Genomic DNA, 22880 nt, shown 5'->3' with positions numbered 1-22880 from the left:
TATGCAAAAAATCTAGGTAAAATGATGCTACTTCTCGCAATTGCCAACGCTGGCCCGCCATTTTACCCTCCAACCCGCTTTTTCGCTTAGGCGAAAGTGGGGGAGTTAGCTATTAATTATTTCATCAGTTGAATTTGGTCTATTACATTTTTATTGAGATTCCATTGGCCGCTTTTTTAAACTAATTTTAATTATTTGATGTTTTTTTATTTGAATAGTAATAGATGAAAACAGGTTTTAAGTAAGTCACAATTACCACTGATAAAATGGCTTTTAAGAATGTGATTATTTACATTTTTAAAAGCCATTTTTTTTATAACTTCAAATTTCAATAAATGAATTGTTATGAATTTACATATTATAGAAACAGGATTTTTTAAGTTAGATGGTGGTGCTATGTTCGGGGTTGTCCCAAAATCATTATGGTCAAGAACCAATCAACCCGATGAAAATAATATGTGTACTTGGGCAATGCGTTGCCTGGCTATAGAGGATGGAAATCAATTAATTCTCATTGACAATGGGATAGGGGATAAGCAAAGTGAAAAATTCTTCAGTCATTTCTACCTTCATGGAGATGCTAGCCTGGATGGGTCATTGAAAAAAGCGGGTTTTTCGAAAAATGATGTAACCGATATGTTTCTGACTCATCTTCATTTTGATCATTGTGGGGGCGGAGTAAAATGGCAAGATCAAGATCACACAAAGTTGGATATTGAGTTCAAAAATGCTAAGTATTGGTCGAATCATGATCATTGGAAATGGGCCACTGAACCGAATGCCAGAGAAAAAGCTAGTTTCTTGAAGGAAAATATCTTACCCATGCAGGAGAGTGGTCATTTAAATTTTGCGGATAAAGGGAATCCATCTCCCTTTTCTCAATTTGATATTTTATATGCTGATGGGCATACCGATAAGCAAATGGTGCCTAAAATTAAATATAAGGATAAAACTATCGTTTTTGCTGCAGATCTATTACCTTCTGTCGGCCATATTCCTCTACCTTACGTGATGGGCTATGATGTAAGGCCCTTGAAAACTTTGGACGAGAAAGAAAAGTTTTTGAATGAGGCCGCTGATAATAAATATATCATATTTTTAGAACATGATGCGGAAAATGAATGTTGTACTGTTAAACATACTGATAAAGGGGTGCGTTTAGATCAAACATTCAAATTATCTGAAGTTTTGTAAAGAGAAATCTTCACTAAAGATTCCACGGCTGTTTTATAAAAGTTGATGAGAATTTTTAGGACAGTGATGCTATTTACAGATCGGAATTTACTACATGAACATATGAAAATAGGACTAGCACTTTCAGGGGGTGGGGCAAGAGGTTTTGCTCACCTAGGCATCGCTCAATATTTATATGAGCAGGGTATTAAACCAGATATGATTTCAGGGACTAGTGCTGGGGCCATTGCTGGATCGTTTTTGGCAGCAGGCTATGAGCCCAAAAGAACTATGGAGATTATATCAGATATAAACTTCTTGAAATTCTTTAGACCTGCTTTGTCATGGTCGGGATTAGTAAATTTGGAAAAAATATCCGATGTTCTTAAAGATTATTTTCCTGAAAATTCATTTGAAGCCTTTAAAATTCCTTTGGTAATTGCTACAACAAATTTCAATTCCGGTGAGAATGTTAATTTTGATTCCGGAGAACTCATCAAACCGCTTTTAGCTTCTGCAAGCATTCCTGTTATTTTCAAACCCATTATTATGGAAGGGGAATCGTATGTAGATGGAGGGATTACTAATAATTTACCCGCAAATGTCTTGAAACCTCATGTCGATTTTACAATTGGTGTGAATGTCAATCCGGTAGGGCGTTCTAACCAAAATGGAAATATGAAAGAGGTTTTGGAACGCTCAATGTTGATGATTATTAACTATCAAACCAAAGAGCAGGCTAAGTTGTGCGATATATTTATTGAACCGAAAGACCTTTCTCCCTTTAAGGTTTTCTCGCTTTCTAAAGCTGAGGAGATTTATGAAATAGGTTATACTAGCGCCAAAGAGACCTTCTCCGGCCTAGCTGATGATCATCCCTTGACTAGAATCAAGAAACTAGCCTAACTATAGGATTCCTTTAGTGTTTTTTCGCTACTTTTCTACTGCAAGACTACCATGGGCAGAGCAAGTTTTTATTTGGTAATAATCTGTGTTTATAGTAGATATTAACAAATTTTAAGACCTGTACCATTTAACCGTTTTCTTTTCCGTTGATATACTTAATATTCGCTTTTTTGCGCAAATTTATAGTATTTACTCACTAAGTTATAACTAAACAAATTATGAGAAAATTATCAGCATGGTCATTAGTGCTATTTATGGGCATAATGGCTGCTTGTCAACCAAGCGAAAAAGCGGACAATAAAGCAGAATTGTCCATTGATTATGAAAAATATGTGCTTCCAAATGGTCTGGAAGTGGTCCTTCACGAGGATAAATCGGATCCCATTGCAGCTGTAGCTATTCAAATGCATGTGGGTTCTAGCCGTGAAAAGCCGGGAAGAACAGGTTTTGCCCATTTTTTCGAACACATGTTATTCCAAAAATCTGAAAACGTTGAGGAAGGTGCATTTTTCAAAAACATAAATGATTTAGGTGGAACATTCAATGGTGGTACTTGGACTGATGGAACGGTTTACTACGAGGTAGTTCCTAAAGATGCTTTGGAAAGAATCTTGTGGATGGAAGCAGATAGAATGGGATTCTTTATTAATGCTATCACTAAAAAAGACTTGGAAGATGAAAAGCCAGTGGTTCAAAATGAAAAGAGACAAAGAGTTGATAATCAGCCTTACGGACATAGAAGCTATGTAATTAAAAAAGCTTTATACCCAGAAGGTCATCCTTATAATTGGGAAGTAATTGGAGAGTTAGAAGATTTACAAGCAGCTACTTTGGGCGATGTTAAGGAATTCTATAATAACTGGTATGGTCCAAATAATGCAACAATAGTAGTTGCTGGTGATTATGATAAGGAGCAAGTGAAAGCTTGGATTGAAAAATACTTTGGAGAAATTGAATCAAGAGGAAATGACGAAGTAATGTCGCCAAAGCCAGTTACTTTGGAAGCTACAAAAAAGCTATTTCATGAAGATGATTACGCGAAAGTTCCTGATTTAAGAATTGTTTATCCTACAGTAGAGCAGTATCACCCAGATTCTTGGGCTTTATCTGCTTTAGGTGAAATCCTCAGTCAAGGTAAAAGAGCTGTTCTTTACAAGAAATTGGTTGAAGAGACTGAATACGCACCAAGTGTATTTTCTTATAACTCTTCTAGTGAATTAGCAGGTGAATTCAATATTGGGATTAGAGCAAAGGACGGAATTGACTTGGATTCAGTTTACGCTGCAGTACAGGAAGCTATGGATGAATTCGAGAGAGATGGTTTCTCTGATAAAGATTTGCAGAGAATTAAAGCCAGACAAGAGACTAGTTTCTACAATGGTATTTCTAGTATTTTAGGAAAAGCATTCCAATTAAGTAGCTATAATGAGTTTAAGGGAAATCCAGGATATATTACTGAAGACATCAATAAGATTTTAGCTGTTGAGAAAGAAGATGTAATGCGAGTTTACAATGAGTACATTAAAGGTAAACCAGCAATTATTACAAGTTTTGTTCCTCAAGGTCAATTGGAATTAATAGTAGAAGGATCTGAAAAAGCGACTGTTAAGATTGAAGAAGTAAAGCCAATGGATGAAGCTTCAATGGCAGATTTAGATAAAGATGCTGAATATGAGAAAACGCCAAGTGAAATTGACAGAAGTAAGCAGCCTGAACTTGGTGATATGCCTTTGATCACGCCACCAACAATTTATGAGACTACGATTGCGAACGGAATAGAAGTTTTAGGTATTCAAAATGATGAATTGCCTTTGGTTAATTTTAGTATTAGACTAAAAGGTGGTGGATTATTAGATGATCCTAACAAACCGGGAATCGCTAACTTGGTGACTGACATCATGCAAGAAGGTACTAAAAACAAGACTCCTGAAGAGTTGGAAGATGCAATTGGTCAAATTGGAGCTAGCATTGGAATGTATACGGGTAATGAGGAAATCGTTATCTATGGTAATTGTCTTGCACGCTATTTTGAGGAGACCATGGCCATAGTTGAAGAAATGATTTTGGAGCCGCGTTGGGACATGGAGGAGTTTGATAGATTGAAAAATGCTCAAATCAATAGTATCAAGCAGAGAAATGCTAATCCTAATGCAATTGCTGGAATTGTTGCCAATAAAATCACTTACGGTGATGACCATATTTTCGCGAAACCATTAAGCGGTACTTTGGAATCGGTTGAATCTATTAGTATAGATGATTTAAAAGGCTATTATGAAAAGTACTTCTCACCTAGTGTAACAAGCTTGCAAATTGCAGGTAGCGTAACTAAGGCTCAAGTGGAGAAGGCATTGTCTGGTTTGAACGAAAACTGGGCTTCAAAGGAAGTTACTTTTCCTGAGTATGAAATGAAAAGTGTGGATGAAGAAGGTAAAATCTATTTTGCTAATTTCTCTAATGCTAAGCAATCAGTAATCAGAATGCAAAGACTGGCAGTAGAAAGAAATCATCCAGATTACTATCCATTAACTGTTGCTAACTACGGTTTAGGTGGAAATTCAGGTGGAAAACTATTCCAAGTGCTAAGAGAAGAGAAAGGATATACCTATGGTGCCTATTCTAATATTAGCTCAAGTACTCAGAAATCTCCATTTGCGGCTTACTCTAGTGTAAAAACCAATACTACTCCGCAGTCAGTAGCTACTTTCAAAGAAGTAATCGAGGCGTACAAGGAGAACTATAACGAAGAGGAATTGGAAAAAGCTAGAACTGCTTTGATTAGAAAAGAGGCGAGAGATTATGAGACTTTAGGTCAAAAACTTAATGTTTTACAGCAAATATCTTCTTACAATTTACCAAAGGATTTTATCAAACAAAATCAGGAAGAATTGAAAGCTTACACTGTTGAGGACATGAAAAAGATCATGGATACTTACATGAACATTAATCAGATGAATTACATCATTGTAGGAGATGCTGAAACTCAATTAGAAGGAGTGAAGGCATTAAACATCAAAGAAGTTGTTAAAGTGGATGAAGACGGAAATCCAGTTGACAATAAGATTGAAGCAATGTAAAAAATAAATTTAATAGAGAATTAAAAGGCTGGAATCGAGATTCCAGCCTTTTTTTTGTCCCACTGGTTTTCTAGAACAGTTATGAATTTCCCCTTTAATCTCTAAAATAGTCATTCGCCTGCTTTCGGCTGGCCTTTGTACTTTCGCCTCTGGCGAACTGAAGCCTTGCAGAAAGCTGTATAATTAGTACAGATGTTAGATTTTTTTTATTTTAAAATTCGAAGCATTCTTTCCCAAGATTTATTTCGAGCTCCAATATTGGCTTCTTGACCTGTGGGATCATCCCCAGAGCGCATATAGGCGTGTCCTGCCCCTTCATAAACTTGTACATCATAGATGTGTTGATATTCATTCATAGCTTCCTTAGAAGCTTCAATTGTAGCATTTACCCTCTGATCATTTCCTCCATAGAATCCATAAACTGGTGCTTCAATTTTAGCATAGTCGATTGCTTCCTTTGGCCCCGTTCCATAAAAAACCAAAACCTCACTTAAATTTTCATTATTGGTTGCGTAGCGAAAGGATTGAGAGCCTCCCCAACAGAAACCTACGACAGCGACTTCTCCATTTCCGGCAGCAAGCTTTTTAAGATAATTGAAAGAATTATGAAGATAGGAGGTGACTAGTTTTTCATCCAACTCGTACAACGCATTTCTCGCATCATCTGAACTTGGAAAGTCAGCAGTCCCCGTATATTCTTCACTAAAATCAGAAAGTAGATCAGGAGCAAAAGCAATAAATCCTTTTTCTGCTAGTTGATCAGCAAAATTTCGAACCCAATCCGTTAGGCCTCTATTTTCATGTATGACTATAACTGTTTTCGCTTTTTCAGAGATTTCAGGAAAAACTAAGAATCCTTTTAGGGTCTTATCACCAGCGGAAATCTCTACCCATTCATGATGTCGGGGCGATTCCTCTAATCGATCTGTCATGCGATCTTGAGCGTTTCCCATCATGGTAAATAATCCATAGAAAAGGAAAAGAAGAGTAAATTTTAGGTATCTTTCCATAGTTATATATTTATTTGAATAATCTAATTTAATGTAGCTTATTATTCCTTAAGAAGCAAGGAATCCATTATAAATCAAAGAAGCTTAATTGCAGCAAATTACTCTTAAAAAGTTCTTATTACTTCAGGAACCAAATCAAAACTTCTTGCTTTCCGTTTCCTAGATTTCATATATTTATTCATCTTTGAGTTTTATTTCATTTAATTGAAAAAGCACCAATAACTACATGCAAGAACAAAAAGTAATCATTATAGGAGCGGGGATAGCTGGATTAACAGCAGCTATTGAATTAGAAAAAGCAGGTTTTAAACCTACTATCTTAGAAGGGTCAGACAGCATTGGCGGTAGGGTGAAAACTGATAAGTTTGGCGGATATCTTTTAGATCATGGTTTTCAAGTGTTATTGACCGCCTATCCTGAAGCTCAATATTATTTGGAATATGATAAGCTTAATTTGAAAAAGTTTAGTCCAGGGGCATTGATTTTAGATGGACAGCATGGAGAATATGTAATTTCTGACCCGATAAGACAGCCTACTTCCCTTTTTAGCATGTTATTTTCTCCTGTAGGCAGTTTATCTGATAAAATTAAAATATTTCAATGGAATAGGGCTTTAAAGAAATTATCTATAGATAGTATTTTTGAGAAACCGGAGGTGTCTTCTATTGAATTCTTAAGAAAGAAGGGATTTAGTGAATCCATAATAAAGCAATTCTTCAAGCCCTTTTTTGGTGGTATTTTCCTGGAAAATGAATTGCAAACTTCTTCCCGTATGCTGGAATTTGTTTTTAAAATGTTTGGCGAAGGTTTTGCAGCCGTACCTGAATCTGGAATGAAGGCTATTCCTGAAATGTTGGCCAGTAACTTATCACAGACAGATATTAAGCTTAATAAAAGGGTAGAAAAAGTTGAGAGAAGAAAAGTAATTCTAGAAAACGGAGAAGAGCTGGAAGCTGATGTCATTATTATTGCAACGAAAGCAAACCAATTGCTACCGCAGCTCGATGGACAATTTGCAGAAGACCAATTCGTAACCAATTTGTATTTCAGTTCTGATATTGATCCTATTGGTAAACCTCTAATTGCATTAGTGCCTGATGACGATAAATTAATCAATAATATCACGGTCATGAATAAAACCTCTTCCTCTTATGCACCAGCAGGAAGTTTCTTACTCTCCATTTCTGTTACCAAAAACTATCAAGAAAACGATAAACAATTAAAGCAGAGAATATTGAAAGAGTTGATCGAGTTATTTCCGCAACTATCGAATGCTACCATTGAGCATCTTAAAACCTATTATATTGATAATGCATTGCCTCAAATTGATGACTTTCAAAACAAAATGAATCCCTCACAATCCAAAGTCCATCAAGGCATATACTTAGCAGGGGATTACCTATTAAACGGCTCCATCAATGCTGCAATGGCCTCTGGTAGATATGCGGCTCACGCAGTTTTCGAAGATTTGAAAGGCCAAGGATTTCATAATTGATAGTACTAAGAGTATCAAATATTAAGTCCCTTTAGGATTGAGAAGGGAGGACTTCAAAAATTCAAGAGCATCTTTTGCAGTTTCTAATGGGATTTCCTCCATTGGGACATGGCCAGCATTCTTATAGATCTTTAATTCACTCTTGGGTAAGATACTGTCAAATCTATAGGCATGCTCTACGGGAATCCAGCTATCGTGCTCGCCCCACAAAATAAGCGTAGGGATTTGTATCTGTGATAATTTTTCAAATTCGGAAGGGACTCTTTGACTAAATCTTTTTAAGGTCGCTTTTCTGTTTCCTTCATGGAGCATGAGATCATAATACATTTGAATTTTTTCATCGGTAATTTTAGATTTATCATAGTAAACCTGTTCTAAGCTCATTCTGAAAAGAAATTTGGGAGTAATGCTGGTCATGAGTTTTGAGAATACAGGATGGTTAATTAATGAGAATACTGAAAATCTATTCTGATCTTTAAATTTTGCAGTATCATTGGCTATTCTTGCTCCAGAGGAGTTTAAGAGTATTAATTTATTAACCATTGTGGGATTAAGCAGCGTCATTTTATAAGCTACTTGTCCACCCATTGAGTTTCCAGCCAGTGCTATGCTATCATAATCCAGCTCTTGTACAAGTTTCCAAAGTAGATCAGCATAGTAATCAGTGTCGTACTTTTCTTGATGATTTGGACCTGTAAGCCCATGACCTGCTAAGTCAACAGAGATGGTCGTGAAATCTTGAGCAAATTCCTTTTGCCAAACTTCCCAAGTGTGTAAGGAAGAAAAACTTCCATGAATTAACAAAACAGGAAAGCCTTTTCCTACTTTCCTAATATGTAGTTTATTACCGTCTATCTCAATATATTGAGATTCTGCAGTAAAGTATTTTTTGTGATTTGTATCAGCAGGAATATCAGATTTATAAAAAATGAGCAATAGAATCAGGAAAAGACTCACGATGCTCAATAAAACGAATCCTATAATTTTGAAGATTTTTTTCATGACTGGTTTTATTGCTCTAAAATAGTTTCAATAGTCCTTTTTCGGTTGATTTTACCATTTTCAGTTTCTGCGAATTCATCAATGGTAAAGATTTGTTTAGGAGCCTGAAAAGCTTCTAATTTCGATTTTAAAATTTTGGGAATATTCTCAGTGGCCACATCGCCTTCCAGTACCAAATTTAAAGATTCACCAAACTTTTCATGCGGTAAACCAAATACAAAAAATCGATTGCTTATGTTGAATTCACTAAATATGGAAGCTATTTCTTTCTCGATGATTTCAGGGTGAATTTTTATGCCTCCGGAATTGATTACAAAATCATACCTTCCTAACCAATTAAATTGGGTTAGGGAAATTAATTCAACTACATCATTTGTTAGCAGTGAATCTTGACCACTGATTTTTGGAGCATTTACAATCAAACAATTTCGATTATCAACTGAAAAGCTAACTCCTTTCAATGCATTGAAGCATTCCTCCTTTGCCGAATTGATGCGTTTTAATGCAACATGAGAGACTGTTTCTGTCATTCCGTATGTGCTATAAACTTTGGTATTATAAAAATGAGATTTAATTTTCTGAGCTAAATTATCTGGAACAGGAGCACCCCCTAAAATAATAGCTTTGGATCGTTCTAAATATTTTATGCTTTCGGGACTTTCCTCTATAATCCTTTCCATTTGATAGGGCACAAATGAGAAAAAATCAATGATTGAATTGTCCATAAAATCTATCAAAGGATTACCAGAAATTGGGGCAATATGCAAATCTAATCCTCCGATCAAAGCTCTGGCAATCATCATTTTCCCCCCTATAAAAGAGGGATTTATGCACAGCAATGCCTTATCGCCTTCCTTTAAATTAAGCGTTTCTAAGGTTGCTAAAGCACTTGATTTGATCTGACTCTTTTGTATTTTGATCCTTTTTGGCTTCCCAGTCGATCCAGATGTAGATTGAAAAATGTGATCAGAACTCGAATTCCAATCTACTATAAATGCAATTATGCTTTGTAGATGTTGATCTTTACTATTGTTAAAATGATGGATAAAATCCTGTAAATGATATTCATTCTTATTATAAATGACCGATACGTGTCTAGACAATGCTGGAGGCATGAAGTACTAATTAGCTTGAAGTGGTAAATTTAATACTTAATTGAGTCAATATTGTAAAAAAAGAAGTTCAATATTAAGATTTCAATATTTTTGCTATACTTTTAACAGTTTTGCAAAAATAAATTTGGTTAAATTGAAATTCTATACCGAAATAGTCAATAATATATACTAATTTTGCTTTTTAATTGAAAACTCCAAATAATAATAATGTTACCTTTCAAACTGGATAAAATTGACAAGAAAATATTGGACATACTGCAAATAGATGGCAGAATTACCAATGCTCAGTTATCAAAAGATATTGGATTATCACCTGCGCCAACTTTAGAGCGTGTTAAGAAACTTGAAAATGCAGGTATAATCAAAAGTTATCATGCAAAACTTGATACCGAGAAGATAAATTTAGGCGTGAGTACTTATGTTATGGTATCCTTAAAAGGCCATAATAAATCAAATATTGATAAGTTTATTGCCGCGATTGATGATGTGGATGAAATTATTGAGTGTAATCACGTTACTGGTTCAAGCGACTTTATTTTAAAAGTGATTGCTAAAGATATTCCTTCTTATCAAAAACTGATGCTGGAAAAAGTTAGTGAAATCGAAGTAGTAGATAGTATGCAATCGATGGTAATTTTATCTACATTTAAGGATAGCAAAAGAATGCCGATACCTGAAAATAAATGAAATTATGCCTAATCAGCGCAATCAAATTTTAGACCGAGAAGCTATCCAGAGTAAAATCAAAAGGATAGCTTTTCAAATTTTAGAGAATAACTACCAAGAAGAAAAACTGTATATCATAGGGATTGAAGGTGGGGGAGCGATTTTGGCTAAAAAAATCAGTCAAGAATTAGAAAGTATAAGCCAACTAAAACCTATTTTCTTATCAGTCAATATTGATAAGTCCTCACCTTCCGATTCAAAAGTTGTTCTGAGTGAAGATGTGGAGATTGCTAAAAATGCAGTTGTTCTTCTTGTTGACGATGTTTTGAACTCGGGTAAAACAATATTTTATACACTTAGGTCATTGCTAGATTTAAACCTTAGTAAAATTGAGACAGCATTTTTGGTAAACAGAGCCCACCGTTCATTTCCAATCGCAGCGAACTATACAGGTATTGAAATTGCTACAACTATTCAAGAACATATAAATTTCAATTGGTCGGAAGAAGGTTTTGGTGTTTACCTAGAATGATTTACTTTTGTAGTTATTTGAATATTGCTCAACCATAAATAAATCAAACAATGAGGGTTTTTGTAATAGTGTTATTATTAACCGTTGGATTTTCTCCAAAGTCAGATGCACAACGTATCCGATATAAAAACCTTTTCCCCATTCTGCAGAGCAAAGATTACAAGACTGCTGCACCTCAACTCTTACAGTTTCTGGAAGAAAATGATGATGAAGCGAACGCTTATTTCTATTTAGGTGAAATAATTGTTTCACAACTCGACTCTGCTGAAATCTTTCCATCTACGGAAAAGTTTGACTCTATGGCCAATAGAGCCATTGAAGCGTACAAAAAGTCAATGGCGCTTGTTGATGATCGAGAAATCAGAAAAAATGATGATTATTATGCTGCTTACAATAGAAGAGACCTCCGAACAGGTAAGTTTGCGATTAAGATATCGGATATTCATTTAGACTATGAGAATAAAATAAAAGAGGTTGTTAAAAAGAAAGAACTAGTTAATGAATTACATGAATTAAAAAACAGGTCAATTCAAGAATATGAAAGTTTTGCCTTATTAGTTGAAGATTTTCATTCACGCTTTACCAATGAATCGGCCTATTTATTAAGAGCAGGTCCTGCCGATATTGCTGCCTCGCAAAAGCTTGTATCCAATTACCTGAAGTTCATTGAAGTCTATGAAGATTTTACTACAAAGCTCAAATCCTTAAAACACCCTTCATATGACCCACGGCTACAAACAATTCAAATTGTCAATTGGAATGGTTTAAAACTACTTAAATCAAATTTCTCTGATTTTTCTGTTAACATTCAGAATTATGAAGAGTATCTCAATAGATTGAATGCAAAGATAGAGTCAGAAGTAAAACCCCTTAAGGATTTACTCTACAAAACTGATGCTGAATTTAACCAAGCAATTTCTCAAAATCTTAGTATAAGTGATTCCTCTAAGATTCAAAAGATGACTATTCCGGAAAACCTGGTGGAGCAGTTAAAGAAATATGATGAGGATAATGTAATTCTTAACTTACTAAAATATAAGAAACAAAAAAGCCGTACAAATTTACTTACGAATGTGAGTTTACATCCTGTATTAGCTGATTCCTCCAATATTTACCAAAGAGCAAATTTGGTGGAAGAATATGAACTCAATTTAACAGAGCAGTTAGATTTAATTGAGAAAATAGACCTAGGCATTTCTGATAAAACTAAAAATGATTTCAAATACTTTTTGGAAGGATTTAAACCTTCTATTGAAGCTTTTATTGAAACCGAAAAAACTATTGTCAAACAAAAATTAGATTCTGTTTCTCAAAGAACCGAAATGATGGCAAGACAAATTGAGTTTTTTAGATATGAACAGGATTCGATCTTCCTAACGCCTCTAATTGCTGCTACCCATGAGCATAAAAACTACGTTTTAAACACCATCGAGCTCGATTCAATGCTGTTAGTTGGGGGGCAAATGGGAAATCAGCCTTTCATTGCTTCTGCTGGATTCAATATGGAAGTAAAGTCATTTACTAGCTTGTTAGATAGTTCCTACACCATTAATAACATGATAATGTTAAGCAATAACCTTTTGGTAAATTTAGAAGGAACTGAGAAATCGCAGCAGAATCGATATTTGAAATATTTCTCTCCAAATTTAGATGAGTTGTGGTCATTGGAATATGAACAGGAGGCCAGTCTAGGCGATGCAAAAGTGGAAGCAGGGATCTTCTTTATATATGATCAGGATGGCAATGTGCTCCAAACTTTGAATTCACAAGGTGAAATAATTGGCAATTAATGATATTTTACCAGAATTCCTGTTACACTTATTAAATCAAAATTGCATATTTGTGCTTGGAAGGAATTCCTCTGATAGATACAGCATTTTAAGTAAGAATTACATAAAAATATGAGTAATAAAATTAATATCACCTTACCAGATGGTACTGTAAAAGAATTTGAAAAAGGCATTTCTGGCTATGACGTAGCTATGAGTATAAGCGAAGGATTGGCCAGAAACGTATTGTCAACCAAAGTTAATGGTCAGGTGTGGGATTCTACAAGGCCTATAAATGAGGATGCTCATGTTCAATTGCTTACTTGGAATGATCCGGAAGGTCAAAATACGTTCTGGCATTCATCTGCTCACTTATTGGCCGAGGCTTTAGAAGAACTTTACCCTGGAATAAAATTCGGTATTGGACCACCCATAGATAATGGCTTCTACTATGATGTTGATTTTGGAGAAAAGGAATTGCAAGGAGAGGAATTAGAGAAAATTGAGCAAAAAATGCTTGAATTGGCTCGTAATAAAAATCAGTTTATACGTTCTGAGATTTCTAAGAAAGATGCGTTCGAGTATTACCAGAAAAAGGGTGATGAATACAAACTTGAATTAATTGAAGGACTAAATGATGGCGAAATCACTTTCTATCAGCAAGGAAATTTTACAGATCTGTGTAGAGGGCCACATATCCCACATACGGGTTATATTAAAGCCGTAAAACTGCTAAATATTGCCGGTGCCTACTGGAGAGGAGATGAAAAGCGTAAACAGTTAACAAGAATTTATGGCATTACATTTCCTAAGCAAAAAGAACTAAAAGAATATTTAGAGCTTTTGGAAGAAGCAAAAAAGCGAGATCATAGGAAATTAGGTAAAGAGATGGAATTGTTTGCATTCTCTGAAAAAGTGGGCTTAGGCTTGCCGTTGTGGTTGCCAAAAGGAACTATGTTAAGGGATCGATTGGAGAATTTCTTGAAGAAGGCTCAAGTGAAAGCCGGGTACCAGCCCGTGATCACCCCTCATATCGGAAATAAGGAATTGTATATTACCTCTGGTCATTATGAAAAATATGGCAAAGATTCCTTTCAGCCAATCGCTGCTCCATCAGACGATGATTCGAAAAGTGATGAGGAATATTTGTTAAAACCAATGAATTGTCCTCACCATTGTGAAATTTATAAAACAAAGCCACGTAGTTATAAAGACTTACCCCTAAGGCTTGCTGAATTTGGTACTGTGTACAGATACGAACAAAGTGGAGAGCTGCACGGATTAACCAGGGTAAGGAGTTTTACTCAGGATGATGCACATATTTTCTGTCGCCCAGATCAGGTAAAAGAGGAATTCATTAAGGTGATTGATCTCGTGTTATTTGTCTTTAATTCCTTAGGCTTCCAAAATTTTGTAACTCAAGTATCTCTAAGAGATCCGGAAAATAAGGAAAAATACATTGGAGGAGATGAAGTGTGGGATAAGGCTGAAAAAGCCATCATCGAGGCAGCAGAAGAAAAAGGGCTAAAAACAGTAATAGAATTAGGAGAGGCTGCTTTTTATGGACCTAAGTTAGATTTCATGGTTAAAGATGCTCTTGGAAGAAGCTGGCAATTAGGCACAATACAAGTAGATTATAATCTACCTGAGCGCTTTAAACTGGAGTATGTTGGTGCTGATAATAGTAAGCACAGGCCTGTAATGATTCACCGTGCGCCATTTGGTAGCATGGAGCGATTTGTTGCGGTATTGATAGAACATTGCGCTGGTAATTTCCCATTGTGGTTATCTCCTGAGCAAGTTGCTGTTTTGCCAATTTCTGAAAAGTATGCTGATTTTGCCAATAGGGTTTATAGTGAACTCGAAGCAGAAGATATTACAGGCTTTATTGATCATAGAGATGAAAAGATAGGACGTAAAATTAGAGATGCGGAAATCAAGAAAATTCCTTATATGTTGATTGTTGGAGAACAAGAGCAAGCTGAGGGCAAAGTCTCTATCAGAAAACATGGAGAAGGAGATGTGGGAAGTATGAGTTTGGAAGATTTTAAATCATTTTTTAACCAAAAAGTGCTGGATAGTATAGAAAATAAATAATATTAAATATTAGATTTTGGATTGTAGTTTTGTAATCCAATATTTATCACGATATTTGCACATTGTTAAACAAAAAAAGGAGGTTAATATTAGTAAAATGCGAAAAAAAGGCAGCTACCGACCTAGGGGTAGGGAAGAAGAACCTTACAAGGTAAATAGTAAAATTAGAGCTAGAGAGGTACGTGTAGTTGGTGAAAATGTAAAAGTTGACGTTTATACCATCGGTGAAGCACTCAGGATGGCTGAAGAGCAAAATCTTGATCTGGTAGAAATTTCTCCCAAAGCAGATCCTCCCGTTTGTAAAATTATTGATTACTCAAAATTTAAATACGAACAGAAGAAGAAGCAAAAGGAAATTAAAGCCAAAGCTCAAAAGACCGTAATCAAAGAAATTCGGTTTGGACCCAATACTGATGATCATGACTTTGAATTCAAATTAAACCACGGAAAGAAATTCCTAAAAGATGGTGCTAAAGTGAAAGCTTATGTGCACTTCGTGGGAAGAACAATTGTTTTCAAAGATAGAGGGGAACTTTTATTATTGCGTTTTGCTTCTGAACTGGAAGAATATGGAAAAGTAGAACAGATGCCTAAATTAGAAGGTAAAAGAATGACACTTTTCATTACTCCGAAACAAGCTAAATAAGTAACCAATTTAAATAAATAGATAAATGCCTAAAGTAAAAAGAAAATCAGGCGCGAAAAAAAGGTTTAAATTGACTGGAAGCGGTAAAATCAAAAGAAAGCACGCTTTTAAAAGTCACATTTTAACCAAAAAAGAAACTAAGCAGAAAAGACGCTTAACCGATATGGGTCTTGTTCACAAGACAGATATGGGTAGAGTAAAAGACATGCTTAATCTCTAATATTTCGCAAAATTAAAACGAACGAAGGTTCAATGTTTAACCGGGATATATGGTTTGTCAAGTATCAATCGTGAGGTTGGTCACCAATTTCCAAAAAATTAAAATTTATGCCAAGATCAGTAAATCATGTAGCTTCAAGAGCTAGAAGAAAAAAAATCCTTAAGTATGCGAAAGGCTACTGGGGTAGAAAGAAAAACGTTTGGACGGTAGCAAAAAATGCCGTTGAAAAAGGTTGGTTGTATGCCTACAGAGATAGGAAACAAAAGAAAAGAGAATTCAGAAAATTATGGATTCAAAGAATTAATGCAGGTGCCAGAGAACATGGTTTGTCATATTCTCAATTTATGGGAGCTGTAAACAAAAAAGGAATAGAATTAAACAGAAAAGTATTAGCCGATTTAGCTATGAATCATCCTGAAGCTTTTAAAAGCGTAGTAGATTCAGTAAAGTAAGATACTTTTTTATATCATACACGGGCCTCATTGCATTATGCAGTGAGGCTTTTTTATTTCCAGTCCATCCTACATTAGCTTGACTCTTTATTTTGCTATAGGAAAATTTTTAACCCTAAGCTCAAAAATTCGTAGTTACCTCTGTATATTTTGTAACTAAAAAAGACAGGAATATGAAATTTGGAATGAAATTAGTATTAGTGGGTTTTGTTGTAGGCGGATTTATAGCATGTGAATCTGATAAAAAGCAAGTGCAAGATTCTACTGCCAGTGAAAAGTCAGAGCAAGTAAAACAAGACTTCCTACAAAAGAAAAACGAGTGGAAGGCTAAACTGAATGCTGAGATCGATGCGGTAGAAGAGCGCATCGAAAAAGCTAAAGCAGATACGGAATTAGAGAAAGAACTTGAAAAAGTTAAAAGTAAGCTTGAAAGCAACTTAGCAACGATTGAAAGCTCTACTGAAAAAACTTGGTCAGAGGCCAAGAATGACGTTAAAAAAGCATATGATGATGTGAAAAATGATTTAAAGGATTTAAGCAATAAAATTGAGAGTGAATTAAATTGATTTAGTATTTATATAATTTGAATGGAAACCGGAGCATCGCAAACTTCGGTTTTTTTATGAATACAAAGTAATTTTTAAAAATGCAGCATATCTATAAAAATATGAAAACTTTGCTGGAGTAATTGCGAAGAAGCTAAAGTGTTTTTTAGGGGGTTACTTGATTGCTAGTTTCCGGATTAAAGTGAATACAATAATTAAAGAAGAGTAGCCTATAAAAAACGGAATAATAAACTCTATAAAGCCCATTGACAGCATAATGGCCATGATCATTAATTGAAAACCCAATCCGTAAATAGATATCATGGACATAAACCAATTGGGTATTTGTCGGATTTTAAAAGCGCTTGCGTCAAACCTATAGATAACCCAATCAAAAGGAAAATACAAAACACGAAATACATGGAATAGAATATTGACAGTGGTCTGGCTTTCAGTCGGAAATGCAGCAGGAGGCTTACTTTCGAATATTTTACTGGTAGTATCTCCACCAATTGTCCGGTGTCTTAAAATCACATAATAGTAGTTATATAAAGTACCCTGTAACTGTAAAGCTATATAAGCTATGAAGGCTAACCAGTAACTACTGTCACTTTTATAATTTATCACCATAATAAATATCAAATTTAGAATACTGTCAAATATTGAGTCGAGATATCTACCAGAATAGGAGGGGCTTTCTTTAATTCGAGCTAGCTCTCCATCCATTGCATCTACTATTGATTTAAGGATGAGGCCAAAGCCTGCGATCAAATAGTTCTCTAGTAGAATTGCATAAGCAGATAGTATTCCAATTATACCAAACCAAATAGTAACTTGAACAGGAGATACTGAGGAATTTTTTAATAAATTAGAAAAGAAAACTGCAGGGCCTCTTCCGTAATCTGAAAAGTCGAAAAACTTTTGCTCTTTATCTATTTTCGGCATTGAATATAATCTAGTGCTATGTTTTAGGCTACAACCTTATATAAGTTAAGGATTTATTTTAAGATAATAATTTACTAATAACTTTGCTTAGACAATTTTTGTTCATCGAAAGGCTTCATAAATATTGGGAAAATCATATTTTAAAATTATTTGATACTGTTTACATCACTCCATTTTAAAATAGTATAAAATTTAATTGCTCAATTTACTTTAGCTTTATAATTTGGCTTGTGCACTTTTTAAATATAAGATATCATTGGGAAAAGAGTGACTTTTTCGGAAGGGCTTCTCTTTTATTTCGCTATGCGGCCTACCTATTCAATTCTATTTTTCTGATCATATTTTTAGATATCTATAGCATCCAATTAGATGTTTGGCATTATTTTTCATTCCTAGTAGCTGTCCTATTACCCTACACCTTATTTATTTATTATGTTCAAGAAAATAACGACAAAGGAATAGGAATTCGACAGAATATGTTCGATTTTCTAGTTGTCGGGTGGTTTGTGGGACTTATTCATTTACTCTATATTCCCACGTTCTTGTTTATTTTAGGCTTAGTAAGTAACTATGTGGCTTCCAGAGGTTTTCATAAATTCTATAGAATACTAGTCATCCCAGTCGGTTATAGCCTAACCTTAGCTATCTATGGGTTTCAAATCAAATTTGATTTAGCAGATCAGATGCTTCATTTGTCCTTGGCCTACGCTTTAATCCACTTTATTACGATTGCTTATATTAGCTATCGGTTCTCCAAAAGCGTTCAGCTGGTGAATAAAAAAGTCACCATACAACAACGTGAAATAATTACTCAATCAGAAGAATTACAGTCGCTTAATGAATCTTTAACTGCTTTAAACAATCATTTAGAAGAAAAGGTAATGGAACGGACGCAAGAGCTCCAACGCAAAAATGAAAAATTGGCAGAATATACTTTCATCAATGGGCATCAACTAAGGGCTCCAGTTGCCAGCATGTTGGGTTTATGTAACTTATTGGACTATGCTGAAGAGGTGGACGAGAAAGAAGTTATAATCCATAAGTTAAAGGATGAAGTGAAAATTTTAGATATTACAATCAAGGAAATTAGGTTGAAGCTGGAAACCGACAAAAGTATTGTGGACCAAGTGAAAGTGATAGAGACTGAACATTCACAGTTTGAAAAATTGAGAGGAAAGATTAGGGGAATGTGAAAAATCTAAAACAGCAAAGCCAATGCCGATCTTCACAATAATTGATTGCATTTAACTCAGATCTGTCGTATAATCGAAAATATACTTTATTAATATGATTTACCGTTCTGCTGGATATATATTGGAACAAGAGATAAGAGGCAATAGGCTTCATCCATCTAATGATTATTGCGGTTGCTTGTTTTTGAAGGTCTATATCAAACAATTCATCCAAACAGCAGAGGGCAGGGTAGTACCTAAAAACGTAGATGGGGTAGCAAAAAATGAATACCAATATCATTTGAAAGATCACTTGGGCAATGTGCGGACTACTTTTGCGGTAAGGGATGATGATTATGCTACTGGTTTTGAAACCCTTGAAAACCCCTATTTCGACAATTATGATGATATTACCATTCTTCCTAATCAATATAAAAGGAGTGGCAATTACAGCCACCGGTTAACGGGCGGAGGAACTGATATAGTAGGTTTAATGAAAACCTTATATGTGAGCAAAGGCGATAAAGTAAGTGCAGAGGTGTATGCTAAGTATTTAGATGCTGCCTTTACCAATGATCAAATTAATGCAGGAGCGTTAGTTAATGCCTTGGTGAGCATGCTCGGTGGTGGTACTCTTACAGGTGAGGGGACTATCATAGAAAACAACCTCAACTCGGATTACATTTCCGCGGCCATGGCAGATGGGAGCGAGGATGAAAGCCCTAAAGCCTATTTGAACTACATCATGCTGGACAAGAATTTCAATTATGTAAATTCAGGTTTTGAAAGATTATCAGAATCAGCTGCTGATGATGGCACAGACAGTGGCACACACCAAAAACTCTCTTTTGAAGAAATAGAAGTAGCGGAAGACGGATATCTGATGGTGTTCTTAAGTAATGAAAGCCAGCAAGCTGTTGAACTCTTCTGGGATGATTTTAAAGTGGAACATCATTATAATGCAGTGCTGCAAGCGGATGATTACTATCCTTTTGGTCTAACCTTTAACTCCTATCAGAGAAGCTACTCAAAGGCTAACAATTATAAGTATAATGGCAAGGAAGAAATCAATGATCTTGATTTAGGGTGGATTGATTATGGGGCAAGAATGTATATGCCTGATTTAGGTAGATGGGGAGCTGTTGACCCTAAAGCAGAAAAGTACTTTGATCATTCTCCATATCATTATGTTAAAAATGATCCGATTAAATTTATAGATCCTAATGGCATGGAAAATAGCCTTTACCTATATGGTGCTGAAGGAGCTGATAGAAGGCAATTGCGAAAAATTAAAAGAAGTCTAAATAGAAATTTTCGTGATCAAGGACTTGATACTAGAGCCAGAATTGTAAAAGAGATACCTAAAGCAGAACAACTAGATGAATCTGATGCATTTGTTTTTATTGGCTCACAAGAACAAGTTGAAGATTTCAACAATTCAAATCAAGAGGGTGGTGAATCTGGTTTTGGACATATACCATCAAAATACGTAGAAGGGAGCATAGGTGAAGTCGCTGCCCAACCGAACAATAATGAAGGGGTGGATATTAAAGGTAATATCATATTGATTTCTACTGATAGGGCTGAATCTACAAGAACTGGGCATAACTCTTCTTTTTATTATCCAACTTCTCAAACAGACATGGTAGCAGGACTTATATGGCATGGTTCTGGTCATACTGCGGGGCTTTTTCACAGTGATGTGGTAAACGATATTAGTGGGAAGCGAGGTACAGTTAATGCATCTCAGGGTATGTATGGCTATGGTGATGACAGAAGATATAGCTTTATGGGCACTACTAGGAGTAAAAATGAAAAACCTATGCTCAATTTTAACTACTATATGAGTAGAATGACACCGGAGCAAAGAAAAATTTATCTTAGTAAGTATTCAGGAAGATCAAGAAACACATTAGGGAAATGAGAAAAACCGATATTACAATAATTTTATTTTTTTCGTTAATTTGTTTAACCATTTATCCTTTATATAGTCAGGTTAATAATGAAAGAAGAATTGCCAATAAATCTGTATTCTCAATTGAGGATGCTTTAAAAAAGCCTAGGAAGGTTAAATCTTTGATATTAATAGATACTAGTTTAAATATCCTGCCTTCTGAGATAGCAAAATTAAAAAACCTACAATTATTAAATATTTCTAGAACATATGTAAAGAAATTTCCAAAAGAAATAAGCCAATTAGAGAAACTTCAATATTTGTATTTAGCGAATAATTTTGAATTAGATGTGGAAAATGCAATTCAATTATTACCTAAGAAAAGTATTCGAAAAATATCTATTACAAATCACCCCATAAGCAGTCTACCTCCTACTATTGGAGAATTTGAATGTCTGAAAGAATTACAGTTGTATAATAATGAAATAATAAGTTTGCCTTCTGAGATAGGTTCTTTAAGTGAACTTGAAACTTTACTATTATCTGATAATAATTTGGTTTCGCTTCCAGATGATTTAGAACACCTTAAAAAACTAAAAACACTGACATTAAATGGGAATAATTTTAAAGGAGTGCCCGATGTTTTGAGTAAACTTGGGTCTTTAGAAAGCTTATATATTGGAAATAAAAATTTAAGTTTTGAAGAATTAGTGGAAGCATTTAATGGATTGAATTCTTTGAAGTATATAAATTTTAGCGGCATAATCTTGAGAAAAAACACCTCGCTTCAAAAACTTAATAAATTGCCAAATATTAAAACTGTTGTTCTCTCAAATATAATAAATGATTTTAAAGACATACCTTTAACAGAACTAGTTAGTCTAAATTTTGAAATAATTATAATTACAGATGTTGACTTCACAGAAAACGAATTGAATATTTTGGAGAAGTTTGAAAATGTTAAAATTGAACGTAATACTCAAAATTTTCAATAAACAGATCCTTAATCGCTATAATTACTATCCCTTCGGCTTGACTTTTAACCCCAGCTCGTCCTCGTTTGTAACGAGGATGCCTAAAACAAAGCATTTGTAAAGCTAAAACCTCAAAAGAGCCTATTTCTTGCGACCGTTCCTTAAATCCAGAGCCACCAGCTCGTCTTGCAACGAGGATGACTAAAATCAAGCATTTAAAATGCTTAGTAGGCATACTTTATCTAAACCTAGTTGCTGTTTTTCAAAAAAACCATTTCTTTGTAGGATAAACTAAAGGGCAGCAAATCAACCAAAACTATGTCTGGCGACCGATATAAAATAGCCGATCGAAATGCTTTGTATTTTGTAACATTCACAGTGGTAAATTGGATCGATGTTTTTACCAGAAGATCCTACAAAATTGAAGTAGTAAATTCATTGAATTACTGTATTCAACAGAAAGGATTAAAAGTATATGCTTGGTGTTTGATGAGTAATCACATCCATTTAATACTATCTGCAGATAAAGGATTTCGATTATCTGATATTATTAGAGATTTCAAGAAATTCACTGCCAAGCGTATCCTAAAGATGATAGAAACCGAAGTTGAAAGCAGAAGAGAATGGATGCTGCAACAGTTTAAGTTGGCGGGTTTAAAATTACAAAGTATTAAGAAGTATAAGTTTTGGAAGGACGATAATCACGCTATAGAATTAACAAGCAAAATGATAGATGGGAGAGTTGAATATATTCATCAGAATCCTGTAAAAGCTTTAATTGTGGACGATGCAGAAGAATATGTATATAGTTCAGCAAGAGATTATGCTGGAAGAACGGGCTTAGTACAGATTAGTTTTTTGAGTTGAAAACTCATAGTTTGGGAATCCTCGTTACAAACGAGGACTAGAGGGTAGAACTTGAAACTCTAAAACAAAACTACAAAATGGAAGAGGTTGGAGTGATTCAGGCAATAATGGATTATTATGTATCCACAAATGAAGAGAATAATGAAGAATAATAAATATACAACTATAAAATTTACTGCCTTATTTATGGTATTGATATCCTGTGATAGCAATAGTTACGAAGTTAATATGTGTTCTACAAGTGAGAATTTGTTTCAATAGAAAGCTTAATAGTAAAAGAAACAATTTTACCTACTGGAGATTTTTTTAAGCAGAAATATGATGGA

At 34.7% G+C, this 22880-nt stretch carries 20 protein-coding genes; 16 read left to right on the top strand and 4 right to left on the bottom strand.

All coding sequences use genetic code 11. The annotated features are described in order from the left end of the window. Positions 1 to 345: 345 nt before the first annotated feature. From Q3Y49_RS15005 to Q3Y49_RS14995, 3 genes are all read left to right on the top strand, one after another. Positions 346 to 1194 carry an MBL fold metallo-hydrolase gene (locus Q3Y49_RS15005; RefSeq protein ID WP_303269264.1) on the top strand — a complete coding sequence of 283 codons (849 nt, stop codon included), beginning with the start codon at positions 346 to 348 and terminating at the stop codon, positions 1192 to 1194. 102 nt (positions 1195 to 1296) lie between these two features. After that, positions 1297 to 2079 carry a patatin-like phospholipase family protein gene (locus tag Q3Y49_RS15000; RefSeq protein ID WP_303269263.1) on the top strand — a complete coding sequence of 261 codons (783 nt, stop codon included), beginning with the start codon at positions 1297 to 1299 and terminating at the stop codon, positions 2077 to 2079. A 218-nt stretch (positions 2080 to 2297) separates the two neighbouring features. Continuing rightward, positions 2298 to 5153 carry a M16 family metallopeptidase gene (locus tag Q3Y49_RS14995; RefSeq protein ID WP_303269262.1) on the top strand — a complete coding sequence of 952 codons (2856 nt, stop codon included), beginning with the start codon at positions 2298 to 2300 and terminating at the stop codon, positions 5151 to 5153. A 206-nt stretch (positions 5154 to 5359) separates the two neighbouring features. On the opposite strand, the gene Q3Y49_RS14990 is transcribed toward Q3Y49_RS14995, so the two are convergent. After that, a complete protein-coding gene (locus Q3Y49_RS14990; RefSeq protein ID WP_303269261.1) occupies positions 5360 to 6163 on the bottom strand; it encodes a dienelactone hydrolase family protein in 804 nt (267 codons plus the stop codon). A 226-nt stretch (positions 6164 to 6389) separates the two neighbouring features. Between Q3Y49_RS14990 and Q3Y49_RS14985 the strand changes: the two genes are divergently transcribed. Beyond that, positions 6390 to 7658, top strand: a complete 1269-nt coding sequence (locus Q3Y49_RS14985) for an NAD(P)/FAD-dependent oxidoreductase (protein ID WP_303269260.1) — start codon at positions 6390 to 6392, stop codon at positions 7656 to 7658. A gap of 21 nt (positions 7659 to 7679) precedes the next feature. Here the strand turns inward: Q3Y49_RS14985 and Q3Y49_RS14980 are convergent, their stop codons facing one another. Further along, entirely contained in the window at positions 7680 to 8660 is a 981-nt protein-coding gene (locus tag Q3Y49_RS14980; protein WP_303269259.1) for an alpha/beta fold hydrolase, read from the bottom strand. Between the two features lie 8 nt (positions 8661 to 8668). Then, a complete protein-coding gene (locus Q3Y49_RS14975; protein WP_303269258.1) occupies positions 8669 to 9775 on the bottom strand; it encodes an AMP-binding protein in 1107 nt (368 codons plus the stop codon). Between the two features lie 207 nt (positions 9776 to 9982). Between Q3Y49_RS14975 and Q3Y49_RS14970 the strand changes: the two genes are divergently transcribed. From Q3Y49_RS14970 to Q3Y49_RS14935, 8 genes are all read left to right on the top strand, one after another. Further along, positions 9983 to 10462, top strand: coding sequence for an Lrp/AsnC family transcriptional regulator (locus Q3Y49_RS14970; protein WP_303269257.1), 480 nt, complete (start codon positions 9983 to 9985; stop codon positions 10460 to 10462). 4 nt (positions 10463 to 10466) lie between these two features. After that, positions 10467 to 10973 carry a phosphoribosyltransferase family protein gene (locus tag Q3Y49_RS14965; protein WP_303269256.1) on the top strand — a complete coding sequence of 169 codons (507 nt, stop codon included), beginning with the start codon at positions 10467 to 10469 and terminating at the stop codon, positions 10971 to 10973. 50 nt (positions 10974 to 11023) lie between these two features. Further along, positions 11024 to 12763: a hypothetical protein gene (locus Q3Y49_RS14960; RefSeq protein ID WP_303269255.1), complete on the top strand. Its 1740-nt coding sequence runs from the start codon at positions 11024 to 11026 to the stop codon at positions 12761 to 12763. Between the two features lie 111 nt (positions 12764 to 12874). Continuing rightward, the gene (gene thrS, locus Q3Y49_RS14955) at positions 12875 to 14839 is read left to right on the top strand and encodes a threonine--tRNA ligase (RefSeq protein ID WP_303269253.1); all 1965 of its coding nucleotides are present in this window, start codon (positions 12875 to 12877) and stop codon (positions 14837 to 14839) included. A gap of 97 nt (positions 14840 to 14936) precedes the next feature. Continuing rightward, on the top strand, positions 14937 to 15485 hold the full coding sequence (infC, locus tag Q3Y49_RS14950) for a translation initiation factor IF-3 (protein WP_303269252.1): 549 nt from the start codon (positions 14937 to 14939) through the stop codon (positions 15483 to 15485). Between the two features lie 25 nt (positions 15486 to 15510). Continuing rightward, a complete protein-coding gene (gene rpmI / locus Q3Y49_RS14945; RefSeq protein ID WP_303269251.1) occupies positions 15511 to 15705 on the top strand; it encodes a 50S ribosomal protein L35 in 195 nt (64 codons plus the stop codon). A gap of 107 nt (positions 15706 to 15812) precedes the next feature. After that, positions 15813 to 16157 carry a 50S ribosomal protein L20 gene (gene rplT, locus Q3Y49_RS14940; protein ID WP_303269250.1) on the top strand — a complete coding sequence of 115 codons (345 nt, stop codon included), beginning with the start codon at positions 15813 to 15815 and terminating at the stop codon, positions 16155 to 16157. Between the two features lie 173 nt (positions 16158 to 16330). Beyond that, entirely contained in the window at positions 16331 to 16723 is a 393-nt protein-coding gene (locus Q3Y49_RS14935; RefSeq protein WP_303269249.1) for a hypothetical protein, read from the top strand. 153 nt (positions 16724 to 16876) lie between these two features. On the opposite strand, the gene Q3Y49_RS14930 is transcribed toward Q3Y49_RS14935, so the two are convergent. Then, positions 16877 to 17647, bottom strand: coding sequence for a CDP-alcohol phosphatidyltransferase family protein (locus Q3Y49_RS14930; RefSeq protein WP_303269248.1), 771 nt, complete (start codon positions 17645 to 17647; stop codon positions 16877 to 16879). Positions 17648 to 17877: 230 nt separating this feature from the next. On the opposite strand from Q3Y49_RS14930, the gene Q3Y49_RS14925 reads away from it, so the two are divergent. The 4 genes from Q3Y49_RS14925 (at position 17878) to Q3Y49_RS14910 (ending at position 22554) form a co-directional block, all read left to right on the top strand. Next, complete coding sequence (locus Q3Y49_RS14925) at positions 17878 to 18840, top strand: hypothetical protein (RefSeq protein ID WP_303269247.1); 963 nt, start codon at positions 17878 to 17880, stop codon at positions 18838 to 18840. A 94-nt stretch (positions 18841 to 18934) separates the two neighbouring features. Then, positions 18935 to 20743, top strand: coding sequence for an RHS repeat-associated core domain-containing protein (locus Q3Y49_RS14920; protein ID WP_303269245.1), 1809 nt, complete (start codon positions 18935 to 18937; stop codon positions 20741 to 20743). Further along, positions 20740 to 21708 (top strand): leucine-rich repeat domain-containing protein, encoded by a 969-nt coding sequence (locus Q3Y49_RS14915; protein ID WP_303269244.1) that lies wholly within the window; start codon positions 20740 to 20742, stop codon positions 21706 to 21708. Before Q3Y49_RS14920 ends, Q3Y49_RS14915 begins: the two co-directional genes overlap by 4 nt. Before the next feature lie 297 nt (positions 21709 to 22005). Continuing rightward, a complete protein-coding gene (locus Q3Y49_RS14910; RefSeq protein ID WP_303269243.1) occupies positions 22006 to 22554 on the top strand; it encodes an REP-associated tyrosine transposase in 549 nt (182 codons plus the stop codon). Positions 22555 to 22880: the final 326 nt, after the last annotated feature.

The organism is Marivirga harenae (genome assembly GCF_030534335.1).
Taxonomy (GTDB): Bacteria; Bacteroidota; Bacteroidia; order Cytophagales; family Cyclobacteriaceae; genus Marivirga; species Marivirga harenae.
The sequence above is the reverse complement of the archived record's forward strand: the minus strand, read 5'-3'. Positions and strand labels throughout refer to the sequence as shown.